General features: G+C 60.1%; 16 protein-coding genes and 2 tRNA genes. 1 reads left to right on the forward strand and 17 read right to left on the reverse strand.

What is annotated here, in order from left to right:
• Positions 1–27: 27 nt before the first annotated feature.
• From BLT85_RS09775 to BLT85_RS09850, 17 genes are all read right to left on the reverse strand, one after another.
• The gene (locus BLT85_RS09775) at positions 28–279 is read right to left on the reverse strand and encodes an OadG family protein (protein ID WP_093393918.1); all 252 of its coding nucleotides are present in this window, start codon (positions 277–279) and stop codon (positions 28–30) included.
• Between the two features lie 185 nt (positions 280–464).
• Positions 465–1,862 carry a magnesium transporter gene (gene mgtE / locus BLT85_RS09780; RefSeq protein ID WP_093393921.1) on the reverse strand — a complete coding sequence of 466 codons (1,398 nt, stop codon included), beginning with the start codon at positions 1,860–1,862 and terminating at the stop codon, positions 465–467.
• 169 nt (positions 1,863–2,031) lie between these two features.
• Positions 2,032–2,108: transfer RNA gene (locus BLT85_RS09785), tRNA-Arg, on the reverse strand.
• A 97-nt stretch (positions 2,109–2,205) separates the two neighbouring features.
• A tRNA-Ser gene (locus tag BLT85_RS09790) sits at positions 2,206–2,296 on the reverse strand.
• A gap of 61 nt (positions 2,297–2,357) precedes the next feature.
• Positions 2,358–2,543: a carbon storage regulator CsrA gene (gene csrA, locus BLT85_RS09795; protein ID WP_022963267.1), complete on the reverse strand. Its 186-nt coding sequence runs from the start codon at positions 2,541–2,543 to the stop codon at positions 2,358–2,360.
• A gap of 221 nt (positions 2,544–2,764) precedes the next feature.
• Positions 2,765–4,024 carry an aspartate kinase gene (locus BLT85_RS09800; RefSeq protein ID WP_093393923.1) on the reverse strand — a complete coding sequence of 420 codons (1,260 nt, stop codon included), beginning with the start codon at positions 4,022–4,024 and terminating at the stop codon, positions 2,765–2,767.
• Positions 4,025–4,106: 82 nt separating this feature from the next.
• On the reverse strand, positions 4,107–6,728 hold the full coding sequence (alaS, locus tag BLT85_RS09805) for an alanine--tRNA ligase (RefSeq protein WP_093393926.1): 2,622 nt from the start codon (positions 6,726–6,728) through the stop codon (positions 4,107–4,109).
• Between the two features lie 152 nt (positions 6,729–6,880).
• The gene (gene astA, locus BLT85_RS09810) at positions 6,881–7,918 is read right to left on the reverse strand and encodes an arginine N-succinyltransferase (RefSeq protein ID WP_093393929.1); all 1,038 of its coding nucleotides are present in this window, start codon (positions 7,916–7,918) and stop codon (positions 6,881–6,883) included.
• Positions 7,919–7,920: 2 nt separating this feature from the next.
• Entirely contained in the window at positions 7,921–8,943 is a 1,023-nt protein-coding gene (locus BLT85_RS09815; protein ID WP_093393932.1) for an arginine N-succinyltransferase, read from the reverse strand.
• A gap of 15 nt (positions 8,944–8,958) precedes the next feature.
• Positions 8,959–10,176, reverse strand: coding sequence for an aspartate aminotransferase family protein (locus BLT85_RS09820; protein WP_407920173.1), 1,218 nt, complete (start codon positions 10,174–10,176; stop codon positions 8,959–8,961).
• Between the two features lie 37 nt (positions 10,177–10,213).
• Positions 10,214–11,206: a GlxA family transcriptional regulator gene (locus BLT85_RS09825; RefSeq protein ID WP_093393938.1), complete on the reverse strand. Its 993-nt coding sequence runs from the start codon at positions 11,204–11,206 to the stop codon at positions 10,214–10,216.
• Between the two features lie 149 nt (positions 11,207–11,355).
• Positions 11,356–12,174 carry an SDR family oxidoreductase gene (locus BLT85_RS09830; RefSeq protein WP_093393941.1) on the reverse strand — a complete coding sequence of 273 codons (819 nt, stop codon included), beginning with the start codon at positions 12,172–12,174 and terminating at the stop codon, positions 11,356–11,358.
• 138 nt (positions 12,175–12,312) lie between these two features.
• A complete protein-coding gene (locus tag BLT85_RS09835; RefSeq protein WP_093393944.1) occupies positions 12,313–12,954 on the reverse strand; it encodes a tRNA-uridine aminocarboxypropyltransferase in 642 nt (213 codons plus the stop codon).
• A gap of 55 nt (positions 12,955–13,009) precedes the next feature.
• A complete protein-coding gene (locus BLT85_RS09840) occupies positions 13,010–14,074 on the reverse strand; it encodes a PA0069 family radical SAM protein (protein WP_093393948.1) in 1,065 nt (354 codons plus the stop codon).
• Between the two features lie 153 nt (positions 14,075–14,227).
• Positions 14,228–14,356 carry a cytochrome c oxidase subunit CcoM gene (gene ccoM, locus BLT85_RS16680; RefSeq protein WP_331456737.1) on the reverse strand — a complete coding sequence of 43 codons (129 nt, stop codon included), beginning with the start codon at positions 14,354–14,356 and terminating at the stop codon, positions 14,228–14,230.
• Positions 14,357–14,443: 87 nt separating this feature from the next.
• On the reverse strand, positions 14,444–14,626 hold the full coding sequence (locus BLT85_RS09845) for a hypothetical protein (protein ID WP_093393951.1): 183 nt from the start codon (positions 14,624–14,626) through the stop codon (positions 14,444–14,446).
• Positions 14,627–14,667: 41 nt separating this feature from the next.
• Entirely contained in the window at positions 14,668–14,928 is a 261-nt protein-coding gene (locus BLT85_RS09850) for a hypothetical protein (protein WP_093393954.1), read from the reverse strand.
• Between the two features lie 220 nt (positions 14,929–15,148).
• Here BLT85_RS09850 and rapA point away from each other — a divergent pair, with 220 nt between their 5' ends.
• The gene (gene rapA, locus BLT85_RS09855) at positions 15,149–17,980 is read left to right on the forward strand and encodes an RNA polymerase-associated protein RapA (protein ID WP_093393961.1); all 2,832 of its coding nucleotides are present in this window, start codon (positions 15,149–15,151) and stop codon (positions 17,978–17,980) included.
• Positions 17,981–17,994: the final 14 nt, after the last annotated feature.

The raw sequence follows: 17,994 nt of genomic DNA on the forward strand, positions 1-17,994 counted from the left end.
TTTTAATAATGATGCTGCGCAAGGTGGTCAGGAACGGCGGCGTGCGCGGTGCTGCTTGACCGCAGCGCCGATGACGGAAAGCAGTTCCGGGTCGACGGCATCGGTGGCCGGCGCCTTGCGTACCGGCTTGGCAACCGGAGCGGGAACGGGGACGAAGCGATCGATCAACCGGGACATGATGCCGGTGACGAATACCAGAATAATGAGGAAGGTAAATACCGACCCCATCCCCAGGAGCATCAGCTCCACGCCTTCTACGAGCAAGTCGGATGAGTTCATCTTATCTCCGCGATCCTGCGGCACTCCTGTGCCATTCCGCCCGAGGGCGATTCAAGTAACCAGCAGGGCCGCACCGCAAAAAGGCGGCGCGAAACGACCCTACTGAAGCGCAAAACCGGTCTAATGTATCCTGATGTGACATTTATGGCAAACCACGCGACATATCGCCCCTTGCGGGGCCTAACTCACAGCAGAAAGATGGTCGCCATTCCAAGGAAGATGAAAAAGCCACCGCTGTCAGTAATGGCAGTGATCATCACACTGGAGCCCAACGCGGGATCTCCTCCCATGCTTACCCGGGCCAGCGGAATCACAACCCCCATGAACGCCGCGAGCAACATGTTCAGGGTCATCGCAGCAAGCAACACCAGCGAGAGCGCTGCATTGCCGTACAGGGCATACGCAATCAACGCCAGCACCAGCCCCCAGAACAGTCCATTGATGAGCGCAACGCCCATTTCCTTTCGGATGAGCCGCTTACCATGTGCCGCCTGGACCTGACCCGTTGCCAGACCGCGAACGATCATGGTTATCGTCTGGTTGCCGGAATTACCACCAACTCCAGCCACGATCGGCATCAGTGCAGCCAGCGCGACCAATTGCTCGATCGCACCTTCAAAAAGGCCAATCACCCGAGAAGCTATTAGCGCGGTGCAGAGATTGATCGCCAACCATGCCCAACGGTTCCGTACGGATTTCCAAACCGACGCAAATATATCTTCTTCCTCACGGAGACCGGCGGCGTTCAGCACCTCTGCCTCGCTCTCTTCGCGGATATAGTCGACCATTTCATCGATGGTGAGACGACCGAAGAGCTTTCCCTGCTCGTCGACCACCGGGGCGGAAATCAGGTCATAGCGTTCGAAGGCCTGAGCGGCTTCGCCGGCGTCATCCAGCGGGTTGAACACGACCGGATCATCCGACATCACATCTCCGACAAGCTCGTCTGGGGAGCTGACAAGCAGCTTCTTCACCGGGAGCACCCCCTTCAACACACCTTCAGTGTCGACCACGAAGAGTTTGTCGGTGTGATCGGGAAGAATCTCGAAGCGCCGGAGGTATCGGCTGACGACCTCGAGCGTAACGTCGTCGCGGATGGTGACCATGTCGAAGTCCATCAACGAACCGACCTGGTCATCATCATAGGAAAGGGCCGACTTGAGTCGCTCGCGCTGCTGGGCGTCGAGCGTATCCATCAATTCGCGAACCACGTCGCGTGGCAGGTCCGGCGCCAGGTCGGCGAGCTCATCGGCGTCCAGCGTGTTCGCCGCTGCGATGATCTCGTGGCTGTCCATGTCTGCGATCAGTGTTTCGCGGACGGCATCAGATACTTCGAGAAGAATTTCGCCGTCGCGGTCGGATTTGACCAATTGCCATACCGTCAGGCGCTGGTCCAGCGGAAGCGATTCAAGGATGTAGGCGACATCTGCGGGATGTAGCTCTTCGAGTTTGAGCTGAAGCTCGTCGAGACTGCCGCGCTGATCCAGACTCTCTTCCCCGGCTACTTCGTGTTCGAGCAGGCAAACCACCTGCTCGAGACGATCCTGAAGGCTTTCGGGAGATTTTCTGTTCAGCTCAGACATAGGCAGCACTTCTCTGGCGGGCGGGACCCGACGATACGGCACGAGCAGTGGTAGCTGCCCCCGGAATTCAGCATCCAAGCCTAGCAGGTTTTGCCCGCAGCTCAGTCGCCCGCCCCTGGGCACGGGCAAAAAAAAACCCACCGGGTATTAACCGGTGGGTTTCTTCGTATGGCGCACTCGGGAGGATTCGAACCTCCGACCGCTCGGTTCGTAGCCGAGTACTCTATCCAGCTGAGCTACGAGTGCGTTGTGGGTGCGAATTATAGAGGCTTTATTTGCCCTGTCAAACAGTTTTTTCCCTTTGGAATCAGAAACTAACGCTTGACACCTACAATCCACAAAGTGGCGGAGAGGGCGGGATTCGAACCCGCGATACCCTTTTGAGGTATACTCCCTTAGCAGGGGAGCGCCTTCGGCCACTCGGCCACCTCTCCGTAACACGCGCTGCATAGTACCTGCGCGCATTACTCAATGCAATGAAAATCCCCAATAAAATTAGCTATTTGGTTCTTCATCCTTTTCTTTCTGGATGCGCTGGTAGATTTCCTCGCGGTGAACCGCTACTTCCTTGGGTGCGTTAACGCCGATTCGAACCTGGTTGCCCTTGACACCCAAGACGGTTACCGTCACTTCGTCACCTACCATCAGGGTCTCACCAACCCGTCGAGTCAAAATAAGCATTCCTTTCTCCTTGCTTGATCAGGACACTGCAGTCTGCAAAAAAACCGGCTAGTTGCCTGTCGGCGGCCTTTGCTGGCTTGACTAGTTGACCACACATCCCCTTGTCGGTTCGATGTAGCGGCGAAGCGGTCGCACCTTCGTTGCCGACAGCGGGTGCGGCTGCCTGAAACCGCACCTCATCGGGACGCAATCGGTGCGCCCCGGATACTGGAAAGGTCGTATTAGAGGTGATCGGAACCGCTAGCGTCGGCGTCGGCGTCGGCGTCGGCGTCGAGTTCGAACGCGGAGTGCAAGGAGCGAACAGCGAGTTCGAGGTATTTTTCATCGATGACGACGGAAATCTTGATTTCCGATGTAGAGATCATCTGAATGTTGATGCCGTCGCGGGACAACGCCTCGAACATTTTGCTGGCCACGCCAGCGTGCGAGCGCATACCTACACCGACGATCGAGACCTTGGCGATGCGATTATCGCCGCCGACCTCGCGAGCACCGATCTCGCTGGCCACCTTGCGCAGAATGTCTTCGGTCTTGCGCAGATCATTGCGATGCACCGTGAAGGTGAAGTCAGTGGTGTTATCGTGAGAAACGTTCTGCACGATCATGTCCACTTCGATGTTGGCGGCACTCACCGGCCCGAGGATTTTGAACGCCACGCCGGGAGTGTCCGGCACGCCGCGAATGGTCAGCTTGGCTTCATCGCGATTGAATGCGATACCGGAAATGACGGGTTGTTCCATCGATGCATTATCCTCGAGAGTGATAAGGGTGCCGGGGCCTTCTTTGAAACTATGCAGCACGCGCAGCGGTACGTTGTATTTGCCAGCGAATTCCACCGAGCGGATCTGCAGTACCTTCGAGCCGAGGCTGGCCATCTCCAGCATTTCTTCGAAGGTGATCTTGTCCAGCCGGCGGGCGCTCTCGACGACGCGAGGATCGGTGGTATACACCCCGTCGACATCGGTATAGATCTGGCACTCATCCGCCTTCAGAGCGGCGGCCAGCGCGACGCCGGTGGTATCCGAGCCTCCACGGCCTAGCGTAGTGATATTGCCCTGTTCATCCACACCCTGGAAGCCGGCGACGATCACCACCTTTCCCGCGGACAGGTCCGCGCGGATGGCATCATCGTCGATCTTCTGGATTCGCGCCTTGTTGAAAGCGCTGTCGGTGACGATACGCACTTGCGCGCCGGTATATGAAACCGCTGGCACGTCGATCGCTTTCAATGCCATCGCCAGCAAGCCGATAGTGACCTGCTCGCCAGTGGACACGATAACATCCAGCTCACGCGCGTCAGGCTCCGCCTGAATCTGCTTGGCCAGATCAATCAGACGATTGGTTTCGCCGCTCATGGCCGAGACCACGACGACGATATCGTCACCACGCTGACGGAAGCCTTTGACCTTTTCGGCCACCTGGCGAATCCGATCGACACTGCCTACCGACGTACCCCCAAACTTCTGGACAATAAGTGCCATCTTGTTGCACCAACCCCACTGGCCGTCGGTTGCCCGACCTTGCGCAGGAGCCAAAGGCCCTGCCCTGAATGAAAACCTGTTGTTATTGCTGAGCGATCCAGTCGAGCGCCAACGACAGAGCACTGTTCAGCTTGGCCGGTTCGGTACCGCCACCTTGAGCCATATCCGGGCGACCGCCGCCCTTCCCGTCAACCGCCGTCGCGGCGTGGCGAATGAGATCGCCCGCTTTGACCCTGCCAACCAGATCCTTGGTAACGCCGGCAACCAGTACCACCTTCCCGTCCAGCTCGCCCCCGAGCATGATCACGGCCGAACCCAGCTTGTTCTTCAGCTGATCTACCAGCGCCAGCAGCGCCTTGCCGTCTGCACCGTCGATGCGCTTGACCAGTACTTGCATTCCGGCCACGGACTGCGCCGCACTCGCCAGGTCACTGCCAGCGGCACTGGCGGCCTTGGCTTTGAGCTGCTCCACTTCCTTTTCAAGCTGGCGACTGCGCTCGACCAGACCGGAAACCTTGTCAAGTGTGTTCTCCCGGGAGCCCCTGACCAGCTGAGCAACCTGACGAAGCTGATCTTCCAGCGAAACCAGATAATCCAGAGCGACCTGACCGGTGACCGCCTCGATTCGTCTCACCCCCGCTGCGACACCGGCTTCGCTGGTGATCTTGAATAGCCCGATGTCACCGGTGCGACTAACGTGCGTGCCACCACAGAGCTCCACGGAAAATCCGCCACCCATGGTCAACACCCGTACCTGTTCGCCGTACTTCTCACCGAACAATGCCATGGCGCCCTTGCGCTTGGCTGTCTCGATGTCGGTGACTTCAATGGCGACGTCCGTATTCAAGCGAACCTGCTCGTTGACCATGTCCTCGATGCGACGCAATTGTTCGGCGCTGATTGCCTCGAAATGGCTGAAATCGAACCTCAGACGCAGGCTGTCGACCAACGAACCCTTTTGCTGGACATGCTCACCAAGAACCTGGCGCAACGCTGCATGCAGCAAATGCGTCGCCGAATGATTAAGTTTGGTTGCCTGGCGGACGCTGTCGTCGACGACTGCACGGATGGTCGCCCCGACGCTGAGGCTGCCGTTGGCGACCACGCCATGGTGCAGATGCGCGTTGCCACCCTTGGTGGTATCGCGCACGTCGAAACGCACCCCTGCACCCTCCAGATAACCGGTATCACCAACCTGACCGCCGGATTCCGCATAGAAGGGCGTCTCGTCGAGCACCACGACACCGGACTGGCCTTCCTCGAGCCGATCTGCTGCCTGACCTTCGCAGAAGATCGCGACAATGCGGCCCGAACCGGAGGTACCGTCATAACCTTGGAAGCGGGTTTCGGCGTCAACCTTCAATAAAGCGTTGTAGTCGACACTGAACTGGCTGGCCGAACGCGCGCGTTCGCGCTGTGCTTCCATCGCCGATTCGAAGCCAGCTTCGTCCAGCGTCAGGCCGCGCTCACGAGCGATGTCTCCGGTGAGGTCCATCGGGAAGCCGTAGGTGTCGTACAGCTTGAAGACGATTTCGCCCGGGATTTCCTTACCGGACAGTCCCGCCAGATCCTGCTCGAGGATCCGGAGGCCCTGCTCCAGTGTCTTGGCGAACTGCTCTTCTTCGGTCTTCAGGACGCGTTCGATATGCGCCTGCTGGGCTTCGAGTTCCGGAAACGCGCCGCCCATCTCCGCTACCAGAGCGGCGACGATCTTGTAGAAGAACGCACCCTGAGCGCCGAGCTTGTTGCCGTGCCGGCAAGCGCGACGAACGATCCGCCGCAAGACATAGCCACGGCCTTCGTTCGACGGCAGGACACCGTCGGCTATAAGGAAGCTGCACGAACGGATGTGATCGGCGACCACCTTCAGCGACGCTTCGCCGTCCTTCTCGCGACCGATCGCCCGAGCGGCTGCTTCGAGCAGGCTCTGAAACAGATCGATCTCATAGTTCGAGTTCACATGCTGCAATACGGCACTGATCCGCTCCAGACCCATGCCGGTATCCACGCTCGGCGCCGGCAACGGCTGCATCTGCCCGTCCGCTGAGCGGTTGTACTGCATGAACACGTTATTCCAGATCTCGATGTAGCGGTCGCCGTCTTCTTCAGGGCTACCGGGCGGGCCGCCCCAGATCTCGGGACCATGATCGAAAAAGATTTCGGTGCAAGGCCCGCAAGGGCCGGTATCGCCCATCGCCCAGAAGTTGTCCGACGCATACTGCGCGCCCTTGTTGTCGCCTATCCGTACCATGCGCTCGGCCGGAACACCGACCTCTTTGGTCCAGATGTCGTAAGCCTCGTCGTCACTGGCGTACACAGTGACCCAGAGCTTTTCTGCGGGCAGCCCCAGCCAATCACTGGACGTCAGAAATTCCCAGGCGTAGTGAATCGCGTCGCGTTTGAAATAATCGCCAAAGCTGAAGTTGCCGAGCATTTCGAAGAAGGTGTGGTGACGCGCGGTGTAGCCGACGTTTTCCAGGTCGTTGTGCTTTCCGCCTGCGCGAACGCATTTCTGGCTACTTGTAGCACGGGTATAGGCGCGCTTTTCGAGGCCGAGGAAGCAGTCCTTGAACTGATTCATGCCAGCGTTGGTGAATAGCAACGTCGGATCGTTCGCCGGAATCAGCGAGCTGGAGGCGACACGGGTATGGCCCTTCTCTTCAAAGAAGCGGAGGAAGGCTTCACGGATCTCTGCGCTTTTCATATATCCCTTACCACGGTGCGTATCGGCCGGGCACAAACCCGGCAAAGAGCGGCATTATATAGGCATCACGGTCGCGCTTGCATCAGGCGACCGCTTGATATTGGCTATCGTCACCATAGCGACTGGCGCCAGTCGATGCCAGTTGGTAACGGCTAAATGAGGGACCCGCCGGACGACCGTCCGACAAGCGAAACAGCGCGTACCGGCGACCCTGCTCGCAGACCCAGGCGCTCCGCCGACTCGATTGAAACGACCAGCGTGCCGGCCGCCATCCGGGCGGGGGCGGCGATAATCCGGCAGTTCTGCCGGCCGCGGTTATGGATAAGAAAGGTTTCCGCTTCGTCGCCAGGTGTGCCTGTAGCCAGAACAAGCAGCCGGCTTTCACTGATGGCACGAACCTGAGCCAACGGCGCCTCCAGGGTCGGACCGCCGTCGAAAATGTCAATATAACCCTGGTGGGTCAGCCCCTCTTCACGAAACATGGCCAGACCCAGTTCGGAATCAGGATGCACCTGGCCAATTGCCTCGCGCGCGGCCTGGCTGAGAAAACAGGCGTATAGCGGAAATTTTGGCATCATTTCAGCAATGAATGCTTTGCTGCCTATGCCCGTCAGATAGTCGGCGCGAGCGAACTCCATACGAAAGAAATGCTTGCCGAGACTGTCCCAGAACGGCGACCGGCCATCGATGTCCGAGAGCCCACGCATTTCCACGATCACCCGAGGGGAAAATTCTGCGGCGAACTCCGCGATGAACAAGAAACGCGCCTTGGATAGCAGACGACTGGTCTCGATCCCGCGCCGCTCGGAGGGCAGATAATAGTAGGAGCATAGAGCAGTCGCGCCGGTCAGATCATTGACCAGGAAAAGCGTCGGATGCTGCTGATATACGTTCAGTTCGCGACTGGCCGTGACGGTCAGACCCATGCGATAGCTGTACCAGGGCTCCCGAAGCCCCGCAGCGGCAAGCATGCCGCTGGTTCCCACGACCTGGCCGGCCTCGTCTTCGAGCACAAAAAGGTAATCGGCATCAGCCGGAGCCACGCCCCCCTCGAAGCTCGCCTGAACGGACTCCAGACGTTGCGCCAGGCGCTCCTCACTGGCCGGCAGGCTGGTCAATCCCGACCCGCCCCCCCCGGCGAGATGCAACAGACGATCCAGGTCCTCGACTCGAGCTGCGCGAACCAACATGCTCATGCCTCCCACACCAAGCGAACCTGATGACCATCTTCGACTTGCAGCGCCAGGGCCTGCTCGACACTCAGAACCAGTTCCTCGCCAGGTGTCCATTCCAGGTCCAGCATTGCCGCACGGAAGTCCTTCACCTTCTGGTTCGACACCAGCCACGCTGAGCCCGACGGCTGCGGCTGGCCTATCCGCACTGTCGCGCATTGGCTATTTTGAATGCTGCCCAGGACTGATGTCTTAGCCCGGACGACCGGCCCGCCGTCAAAAATATCGACATAGTCGTCAGTCTCGAAACCTTCCTGAAGAAGGATATCAAATACCTCCTCGGCGGACGCGTGGGCCTGGCCAATCACTTCCTGGGCCGCATCGGAGAGCATGGGGACATAGATCGGATAGCCCGGCATCAGCTCGGCGAGAAAGTGGCGGCCGCGGGTGCTACCGAGCTGCTCGGCCTCGAGATAGCTGACGGCGAAGAAATGCCGACCGACCGCGTCCCAGAATGGTGCGTTCCCCTCCGCGTCACTCACACCGACGACTTCCACCGCCGTCGATTCAGAGAAGCGTTGAGGATGGCTTGCCATGAATAGAAGCCGGCCTCGCACGTTCAGCGAGCGCAACATTACATCCTGCTGCACCGCTTCATCGAGGTGGAAGCCAGCCAGCAGGCTGTGCCCCGTGAGATCGTGGCAGAGCGAAAGGACGTGGATGCGATTATGCAAACCTTGCTCGCGCGAGGCGTGGACAAACATCTCATTGCGGAAAGTATAAAACGGGTGACTGAACCCCGCCGAAGCAATGATGCTGCTGCAACCGACCAGCCTTTGGTCTGCGCTGTTTTCCAGAACAAAGAAGTAGCGCTCTTCACCGCTGAACGTGACATCGTCCGCCATCGACGCCAGCGAAGCCTCGATGATCGCGACCAGGCGCTCCCGCTCGACCGGGAGCGCGGTGACGCCAACCGGACTAACGGCGGCCAGCCGCTCTATCTCGGCGAGATCGTCCAATGTGCACAAGCGCTGGATCAGCATCAGAGGCTCCGCACGTCAGCCGGCCAAACCAGCCAGCGCTTTACGCAACCGCTGCAAGGCTTCGGCAATATCCGCCTCGGGAATGATCAGGCTCGGCGCGAGACGCATGACATCGGCACCAGCCTGCAAGACGAGCAAGCCTTCCTTCTGCGCGGCCTCCTGAATCTGCCGAGCCTGACCGCGCCAGGCTTCGGATAGCACCGCACCGATCAGCAAGCCCTTGCCGCGGATCGATTCGAACACCGGAATGTCGTGTGAAAGCGCCATGAGACCGTCGGCAAGCAACTGATAACGACGCTCCACTCCGCGCAGCACCTCCTCGGTATTGACGATATCCAGCACCCGTTCAGCCACCGCGCAGCCCAGCGGATTGCCGCCGTAGGTGCTGCCATGCGTACCAACACCAAAATGCGCAGCGATTGACTCGCGAGTGAGCATGGCAGAGATGGGGAAGCCGCCGCCGAGACTCTTCGCACTGGTCAGGATGTCCGGCTCGACGCCGCTATGCATATAGGCAAAGAGCTTGCCCGTGCGCCCCATGCCACTCTGGACCTCGTCGAAGATCAGCAAGGCGTTGTACTGGTCACACAGCTTGCGTACCGCAGCGAGATACTCGTGATCCGCAGGAATGACGCCACCTTCACCCTGAATCGGTTCAATCACCACCGCGCAGGTTTCAGCGGAGATGACCTGCTCCAGCGCGGCAATATCGTTATAGGGGACGTGACTGATGCCCTCGAGGGCAGGACCGAATCCCTGGGAGTATTTCGGCTGACCGCCGACACTGACGGTAAACAGGGTGCGCCCATGAAAACTATTGGTGCAGGCAATGATCTGATTCTTCTGTGCGCCTGCGGTATCGTGCGCCCAGCGCCGCGCCAGTTTGAAAGCGGCCTCGTTAGCTTCCGCGCCTGAATTGGCGAAGAACACCCTGTCGGCGAAGGTCGCAGCGATCAGCTTCGAGGCAAGGCGCAGGGCCGGCTCATTGGTCAGCACGTTGGATACGTGCCAGAGCTTGCCGGCCTGGTCAGTCAGCGCCTCTAACATGCCCGGATGCGCATGTCCCAGGGCGTTGACCGCGATGCCGCCCGCCAGGTCGATGTATTCGCGCCCCTCCTGATCCCACACTCTCGAGCCCTCACCACGCACGGGGATCATGTCTACCGGTGCATAGTTGGGGACCATGAGCCGGTCGAAATCGGACCGGGTTACCTGCGTCGCGTGCATCGCTATCTCCTGTCGCCCGGCCTCGGCCGGGCTATCAAAGTCTTTACAATTCCCGCGTGACGGGGTCCATCGCCTGCTGAGCCCGGCGCTGGTTGCGATCTTCACGCGGAGTGATTCCGAAACAATTGCGGTAGGCACTGGAAAAGTGCGGACCTGAAGAAAAGCCGCAAGACAGACCGATCTGAATAATCGATTTACTTGTCTGCATCAGCATCTGTCTGGCGCGATTGAGCCGCAGCTCAAGGTAGTACTGCGACGGCACACTGTTGAGATACTGCTTGAAAATGCGTTCGAGCTGACGGCGCGAGACGCACACGTGACGGGCTATCTCATCCGTGGTCAGCGGCTCTTCGATATTCGACTCCATCAGGATCACCGCCTGGGTCAGCTTGGGATGCGTGCTGCCCAGCCGGTTGCGCAACGGCACACGCTGCCGCTCGCTGCCATCGCGGATGCGCTCGACGATCAGGTCTTCTGCAACCAGCGCGGCGAGGTCCTGCCCGTGATCCTCGGCCAGCAGGGCGAGGAACAGATCGATCGTCGCCTGCGCCCCGCTACTGGTGAGTCGGCCGCGGTCCTGCTCGAAGAGCTGGCTGGTTGCGGTAACCGCCGGGAAACGCTCGCGAAATTCATCAATCAAGCGCCAATGCACTGCGCAGCGATGCTCATCGAGAAGGCCACTCAATGCGAGCGGTACGACTCCGCCTTCCAGCGCCCCAAGACCGACGCCATCGCGCGCCAGCGCCCGCCACTGCTGCAGCAATGGCGGCGAAACGTGGTCCGGTAACGTTTGAGCGTCGGCGGCAAGCCATAATCGGGACAGCGGCTCGCTGGGCGCGCGCCACGGCCAAGCTGGCAGGTGCCAGCCTTCCTCGGTAACGATCGGTTGTTCATCGAGCGTGTAGCAACGCACCGCGTAGCAGTCATACCCCGCCATGCGGTTGGCCGAGCGCAACACGGACAGTCCGGGCATGATGGTTCCCGGATGGGTACCGGGCCACAGCACGAACGCGATGTTTCGCAGCTCAGAGGCCATCCATAGCTCCGCGCAAGCTGGTGGACACGAATACGCTCCGATTAACCTGAATCAGGATGAAAACGCATTGTGCCACAAGCCGACGCCAGTGGCATCGGCCGCACTTCTCAAAAAAACCGGTCCCCGTTAAGGCAGACGTGCCGGGGCGCTCAGCGGCCGGCAGCCTCCATCTTCTTTATCGTCAGGCGGGTCATTTCATCGTAGATGACCTGCGGATTGGCCTGCTTGGCAGCCCATGCCTGGCGGCCGCTCTCATGCGGCAAAATCATGAAGCGATCGGCTTCGCTTTGCTCGACGATTATGTTGGCGATATCGGCCGCGGTAATCGGCGAGCTCTTCAGCAGCTGCGCGACTTGCTCCTTCGAGGCCTGATCCGGGCCACGGTAGGAGTCGAGCAGATTGGTCTGGAAGAATGAAGGGCAGACCACGTTCACCTTGATACCCAGGGGCCCGAGCTCGACCATGAGGCTCTCGGACAAGGCCACGACACCCGCCTTGGCAACGTTGTAGTTGCTCATGCCGGGCGCCTGCATCAAGGCTGCCATTGACGCGATGTTGATGATCCGACCGTTGCGCTGTTCCATCAGCATCGGCATGAACGCTTTGCATCCCTTGACCACGCCCATCAGGTTGATGCTGATCTGCCATTCCCAGTCTTCCAGAGTGAGGTCCCAGAAGAAACCGCCACTGGAAACACCGGCGTTATTGATCAGCACGTCGATGCCGCCCATACGTTCCTGACACGTCTGGGCAAGGGCCGCCAGTTGGCTGAAGTCACGCACGTCGCAACGCTCGGTGAAGCCCCAGGCGCCCAGCTCTTCGATCATTGCCAGGCTTTCCTTAAGCCCTTCAGTGTTCATGTCCGCCAGCGCCAATCGAGCCCCGGCGCGTGCGTAGCGCAACGCCAGCTCGCGTCCAAGCCCGCTGCCTGCTCCGGTGATGACTACTCTCTGGCCGCTGTTTTGCATGGTTGCCCCTGTACCGCGACGATCCGCGGAAATCGTTGTTGTATGTGCGAAGCTTGAGGACAGTCTAACGAGAAGGAGCGAGGCCAACCGGCATCATGTGGCAATATAAACGCTGCGAATGGCGTTGCGTAACGAGCGCTACCTATCCGAGCCGCTGTCTGCCGAGCCCGGCTTCAGGTAGTTTCGCCGATAGAGTTCTGTGCCTATCGATGCGATTTGCTCTTCTATGAGACGGTCGAACGGACGCAGCAAGGCCTGAAAACTTTTGTCCGGCTCAAGCACCTCCAGCGCAGCGACACCCGCTTCAATCGTCGACAGCGCGCCCGGGGCCGGCGCCTTGCGCAGCCTGTAACGACTGGCCAGGCCAGCAGCAAGCGCAACCTGCGGCAAAACGGCGAGGATCGGATTGAGGTGCAGCAGCTTGCGTGCCTTGCGCCAAGTGCCATCGAGCAGCACCAACTGATGCTCGCGCGGGTCCGCAGCCCGTGCCAACGATGACGCCCCCGGGCCCGGGAACAGGACCTCGGTTCGTCGGGCGGGGTCTGCGAGCTGGCTGTACAAGGCCGAACCCGGCGCTATGTGTTCGACGACATGCAGCTCGGCGTTGACCAGCCCCGCGGCTAGAAACCTCGCGGTATTGAGCGCGTGATGTCGCTCACTGGGGTGCTGGATGATCAGCATGCGGGTACTACTGTGCAGCCGGGGAATCGTCGAGCACAGGCAACGTGAGGAAGGCCGTGCGCAGGCTTCGCAGCGCTTGGGTAACGCACGGTCGACCATCATTCGCTCCGGGAAATCGTCATGCTAACTCTGCTCGCGGAGCCAAGCTAGCCTGTCAAAGCAGCGCCATCTGTTGGCCCGGCGGCGCGAACTGCGAACAATCCAGAGGTTCGCGACCATCTCGCTCGTTCAAACCAAGGCGTTTGACGGCAAGACTGAAGCGACGCGCCAGCAGAGCGGCAAATGGCCCTTCTCCCTTGAACCGCTTGCCGAAGCTGGAGTCGTAGAGTTCCCCTCCCCGGCACTGGCGGACCAGACTCAGCACGTGCGCGGCCCGCTGCGGCAGATGCGTATGCAACCAATTTTCGAATAACGGAGCCACTTCGTTCGGCAGACGCAGCAGGATATAGGATGCGCTGGTGGCGCCGGCCTCGCTCGCCGCTTCGAGGATGGATTCCAGCTCGGCATCGTTGACCATCGGGATCATCGGCGCACACATCACCCCAACCGGAATGCCATGCTCGGTAAGCGTGCGGATGACCTTCAGCCTGGCGGCGGGGCCAGCGGTGCGCGGCTCGAGGGTGCGCTTGAGTTCGTTATCCAGCGTGGTCACGCTGACCATCACCCTGACCAGCCGCAACCGAGCGAGCTCCGATAGCAGATCCACGTCGCGGAGCACCATCGCGCTCTTGGTGACCAGGGTCACCGGATGACGATAACGCAGCAAAACCTCAAGGCATCCGCGCGTGATGCGTCGGTCGCGCTCGATTGGCTGGTAGATATCGGTGTTACCGCCCATGTGGATCGGCGCGCACTGATAACCCGGCTTCTGCAACTCCTGCTCCAGCAGCATCACCGCATTGGTCTTGGCGATCAGCCGGGTCTCGAAATCCAGGCCAGGGGACATGTCCCAATAGGCATGGCTTGGGCGCGCGTAGCAATAGATGCATCCATGTTCACAACCGCGGTAGGGATTGATCGACCGGTCGAAGCCGATATCCGGCGAGGTATTCCGGGCAATGATCGTCTTCGCCCGTTCTTCGCGGACCTCGGTTACCACGCGGGCAGCCGGGACGTCCTGAAACCAGCCATCATCATGCGATTCGGACACAGTCGGGGCGAAACGATTGGGCAGATTCTGCGAGGTGCCGCGACCGCGCATGGGTTCGACAAAGGACATACGCCTCCTCATCAATACTGTTTTTATATACAGTATTGGATCGGCAGACGGTTGCCCAGCCCGCTCGTCCAAAAAAAAAGCGACCTACCCTTTCGGGAGGTCGCCAAACGCCTTGCGAGCCATGCACGTTGAAAAGAGGGATAACTCAGCGCATCAGGGGCGTCTGGATGCCTTGCCCTGCTTCTGGCTGTCGCGCCAGATGAACACGGCAAAGCCGCTGAGGAAGGCAATCATCAACCCTACGGTGATAACGCCAGCAATAACTGTCTCGTCGATAAACATGTCGGGGACCTCCTGAATTCGTCCACGATTCAAGATTATCCCTCCAGCTCGGGCGGGTTATTGACCAGGATCAATTAAGCGAACCAATCAGCGCTTGGGCTTCTTCTTTTTGCTACGGCGGGACTTGGACACCTTGGGTGCCGGCAAGGGAAGGGCTTTCTCGAAGGCAGCGCGTACCTTGGCCAGCCGCGCTTCGTGCAGATCATGCCGCCGCGTCTGGCGTTCCTGTTGCAGGTCGATGACGGGGGCGGATTCGGTCTGATCGGACATCCAGGTTATCTCCAGGCTAACGCAGCGAGCGTAGCACTGGCTCAGACTTCTATGTCAACCAGCAAACCCTTGGCAGGCATGTCGGTAATGGTCTCGACCGGGGTGTCGGGGCCAACCAGCAACCGGCCTGCGCGCCGGCGGCGGCGCCGATCGGGAAAGCGTCCACGGTCGCGGCGACGGCGCTCCGCCGGTTCTGCGGCAGCCTCATGAACGACTTCGCTACGGGCGGTTGGCTGTATTTCGCGCGACCGTTTGATCGTATCGTTTTGTGCACCAACAGGCGGTAGCCCTGGGATCAGCATGGATGGCCTCGCTCGCCCGGCCCGGGCGGCTCTCAATTCGGTCAATCGTCTAAACTGTATCGACTGTGAAACGCGGATTTTTATCCCTTGCTAAGTGAATTGCTTCACAACCTGAGCATCAAAGCACGCTGATGGCAGCGGTCGCCGGCCGGAACGTGGCGGTGGTCGCTGCGAGACGATCGGTTTACCATACCGGCCTTTTTCGAGATGGGAGCAGAGCATGACCGTATTTACCCCGGGGCAACGCTGGGTGAGCGACAGCGAATCGGAACTGGGCCTGGGTACGGTACTGTCGCAGGACGACCGCCTGGTCGTCATATTATTTCCGGCCAGTGGCGAAACCCGCCATTACGCGCTGCGCAATGCACCGCTGACCCGCGTTCGTTTCACGCCGGGCGACAACATCGGCCATCACGAGGGCTGGTCCCTAACGGTCAATGACGTCTCTGAGGAAAACGGCCTGCTGGTCTATCACGGCCATCGGGAGGACGGCTCGTCGGCGCGTTTCGAAGAGACGATGCTGGATAACTTCATCCAGTTCCGGCTCGCCAGCGACCGGTTGTTCGCCAGTCAGATCGACCCCCAGGGCTGGTTCGGATTGCGTTACGAGAGCCTGCGGCACTACGGACGTATCCAGCGTTCGCACCTGCTCGGATTGGCCGGCGTCCGCACTCAGCCCATTCCGCATCAGCTCCATATCGCCCGCAGCGTCGCCGATCGCATTCACCCACGGGTGCTCCTGGCTGACGAAGTAGGCCTGGGCAAGACCATCGAAGCCGGCCTGGTGATTCACCGCCAGTTGCAGACCGGACGGGTAAAGCGCGTACTTATCCTCGTGCCCGAGAATCTGCAGCACCAATGGCTGGTGGAGATGCGTCGCCGCTTCAATCTTCGCTTCGCACTGTTCAATGCGGACCGCTGCGAGGGCGCCGAATCCAATCCATTCGAAGAGGAACAGCTTGCCCTGGTATCGCTGGACCTGCTTCTGGCTGACGACAAGACGCGCGAGTACCTGCTGGAAAGCCAATGGGACATGTTGGTCGTCGACGAAGCGCATCACCTCGTCTGGCACGAGGATGCGCCGAGTGCCGAGTATTCTCTGGTCGAAAAGCTGGCCGACGCCATACCAGCCGTACTGCTACTTACAGCAACCCCCGAGCAGTTAGGTCAGGCTAGTCACTTCGCCCGCCTACGCCTGCTCGATCCGGACCGCTTCCATGATCTGGACGCCTTCCGTCAGGAATCCAGCCGTTATCAGCCGGTCGCCGATGCGGTACAAAGCCTGCTCGATGCCAATACGCTGAGCACAGATCAACGAACCGCTATCGTCGATTTCCTCGGGCCGCAGGCTGAAGCTCTGCTCGATCGCTTCGCCGAAGGCGGCACCCAGGCTCGCGACAGCCTGGTTCGCCAGCTGCTGGACCGCCACGGCACGGGTCGCGTTCTTTATCGCAATACCCGGGCCGCTATTGCCGGCTTCCCGCAACGCCAACTACACGCCCATCCGCTGCCCTGCCCCGACATTTATGCCGACGTCGAAGGCCGCACTGCGCTGTATCCCGAAGTCGGCTTGCAGGATGAGTTCGAGCCGGTCGAGACGGCGTGGTGGCAGGACGACCCGCGCGTCGACTGGCTGATCGATACACTGAAGATACTCAAGCGAAGCAAGGTGCTGGTCATCTGCGCGCACGCTGAAACCGCACTGGATCTGGAAGACGGACTGCGCGTGCGCACCGGGATCCCGGCGACGGTCTTCCACGAAGGCATGAGCATTGTCGAGCGAGACCGCGCCGCCGCCTTCTTCGCCGATGAGGAATTCGGCGCCCAGGTGATGATCTGCTCCGAAATCGGCAGTGAAGGACGCAATTTCCAGTTCGCCCACCATCTGGTGATGTTCGACCTGCCGACGCATCCCGACCTGTTGGAGCAGCGCATCGGCCGCCTGGACCGCATCGGCCAGCGCGAAACCATTCAACTGCACGTGCCCTACCTGGAAGGCACCGCGCAGCAGCGCCTGTTTCAGTGGTACCACGAAGCGCTCAATGCCTTCCTGGCGACGTCGCCAACCGGCAATGCATTGCAGCACGAGTTCGGTAGTGCATTGTTGGAGCAGCTCGATCATCCACAGGAAGCTCGCTGGGCTACGTTGCTTGACGAGGCCGACAAGCGCCGGCAGGAACTGGAAGAGGATCTGCACAACGGGCGCGACCGTCTGCTCGAACTGCATTCGCGCGGCAGCGGAGACGCGGAAGCCATGATCGACGAGATCGAACGCCAGGACCACGATCCGCAACTCGCTATCTATATGGAGAAGCTGTTCGATGTGTTCGGCATCGATAGCGAAGATCATTCCGATAACGCGCTGGTACTGCGTCCGGGCGAAAGGATGCTGGACGCCGGCTTCCCGCTCGGTGACGAAGAAGGCGTGACCATTACCTACGATCGGCAAACCGCACTGAGCCGAGAGGACATGCAGTTCGTCACCTGGGAGCATCCAATGCTCCAGGGCGGCATGGATCTGGTTCTCTCCGGCAGCATGGGTAACAGCGCGGTGGCGCTGCTCAAGAACAAGGCGCTCAAGCCCGGCACGCTGCTGCTCGAGTGCCTGTTCGTCAGCGAGGCCATCGCCCCGCGCACGCTGCAGATGCAGCGCTACCTGCCGCCGACGCCGATTCGCTGCCTGTTGGATGTCAGTGGCAATGATCTGGGGGCGAAGGTGAGCTTCGATACGCTCCAGGCGCAACTGGAAGGCCTACCGAAGCATCTGGCCAGCAAGATCGCCAAAAGCCAGCGCGATACGGTCGAGCAACTCATCGACCGCGCCGAAGCACTGGCGGATGTACAGCATCAGGAACTGGTGGAGCGTGCGACCGCGCAGTTTCATGCCGAGATGGACGAGGAAATCGAACGCATGAAGGCGCTACGTGAGGTGAATCCGCTGGTGCGTGAAAGCGAGATAACCGCGCTGGAACATCAAAAGCACAGCGGCGGCGAAGCCTTGCGTCAGGCCAAGGTCAGACTGGACGCGCTGCGCGTGCTGGTGGTGGGCTAACCCTCCGGCTAGCG

The sequence above is a fragment of the Halopseudomonas xinjiangensis genome (genome assembly GCF_900104945.1).
Classification (GTDB): Bacteria; Pseudomonadota; Gammaproteobacteria; order Pseudomonadales; family Pseudomonadaceae; genus Halopseudomonas; species Halopseudomonas xinjiangensis.

Coding starts and splice junctions, on each gene's coding strand:
- BLT85_RS09775 (WP_093393918.1), bottom strand. CDS start 279: ATGAACTCATCCGACTTGCTCGTAGAAGGCGTGGAGCTGATGCTCCTG.
- mgtE (WP_093393921.1), bottom strand. CDS start 1,862: ATGTCTGAGCTGAACAGAAAATCTCCCGAAAGCCTTCAGGATCGTCTC.
- csrA (WP_022963267.1), bottom strand. CDS start 2,543: ATGCTTATTTTGACTCGACGGGTTGGTGAGACCCTGATGGTAGGTGAC.
- BLT85_RS09800 (WP_093393923.1), bottom strand. CDS start 4,024: ATGGCACTTATTGTCCAGAAGTTTGGGGGTACGTCGGTAGGCAGTGTC.
- alaS (WP_093393926.1), bottom strand. CDS start 6,728: ATGAAAAGCGCAGAGATCCGTGAAGCCTTCCTCCGCTTCTTTGAAGAG.
- astA (WP_093393929.1), bottom strand. CDS start 7,918: ATGTTGGTTCGCGCAGCTCGAGTCGAGGACCTGGATCGTCTGTTGCAT.
- BLT85_RS09815 (WP_093393932.1), bottom strand. CDS start 8,943: ATGCTGATCCAGCGCTTGTGCACATTGGACGATCTCGCCGAGATAGAG.
- BLT85_RS09825 (WP_093393938.1), bottom strand. CDS start 11,206: ATGGCCTCTGAGCTGCGAAACATCGCGTTCGTGCTGTGGCCCGGTACC.
- BLT85_RS09830 (WP_093393941.1), bottom strand. CDS start 12,174: ATGCAAAACAGCGGCCAGAGAGTAGTCATCACCGGAGCAGGCAGCGGG.
- BLT85_RS09835 (WP_093393944.1), bottom strand. CDS start 12,954: ATGGTCGACCGTGCGTTACCCAAGCGCTGCGAAGCCTGCGCACGGCCT.
- BLT85_RS09840 (WP_093393948.1), bottom strand. CDS start 14,074: ATGTCCTTTGTCGAACCCATGCGCGGTCGCGGCACCTCGCAGAATCTG.
- ccoM (WP_331456737.1), bottom strand. CDS start 14,356: ATGTTTATCGACGAGACAGTTATTGCTGGCGTTATCACCGTAGGGTTG.
- BLT85_RS09845 (WP_093393951.1), bottom strand. CDS start 14,626: ATGTCCGATCAGACCGAATCCGCCCCCGTCATCGACCTGCAACAGGAA.
- BLT85_RS09850 (WP_093393954.1), bottom strand. CDS start 14,928: ATGCTGATCCCAGGGCTACCGCCTGTTGGTGCACAAAACGATACGATC.
- rapA (WP_093393961.1), top strand. CDS start 15,149: ATGACCGTATTTACCCCGGGGCAACGCTGGGTGAGCGACAGCGAATCG.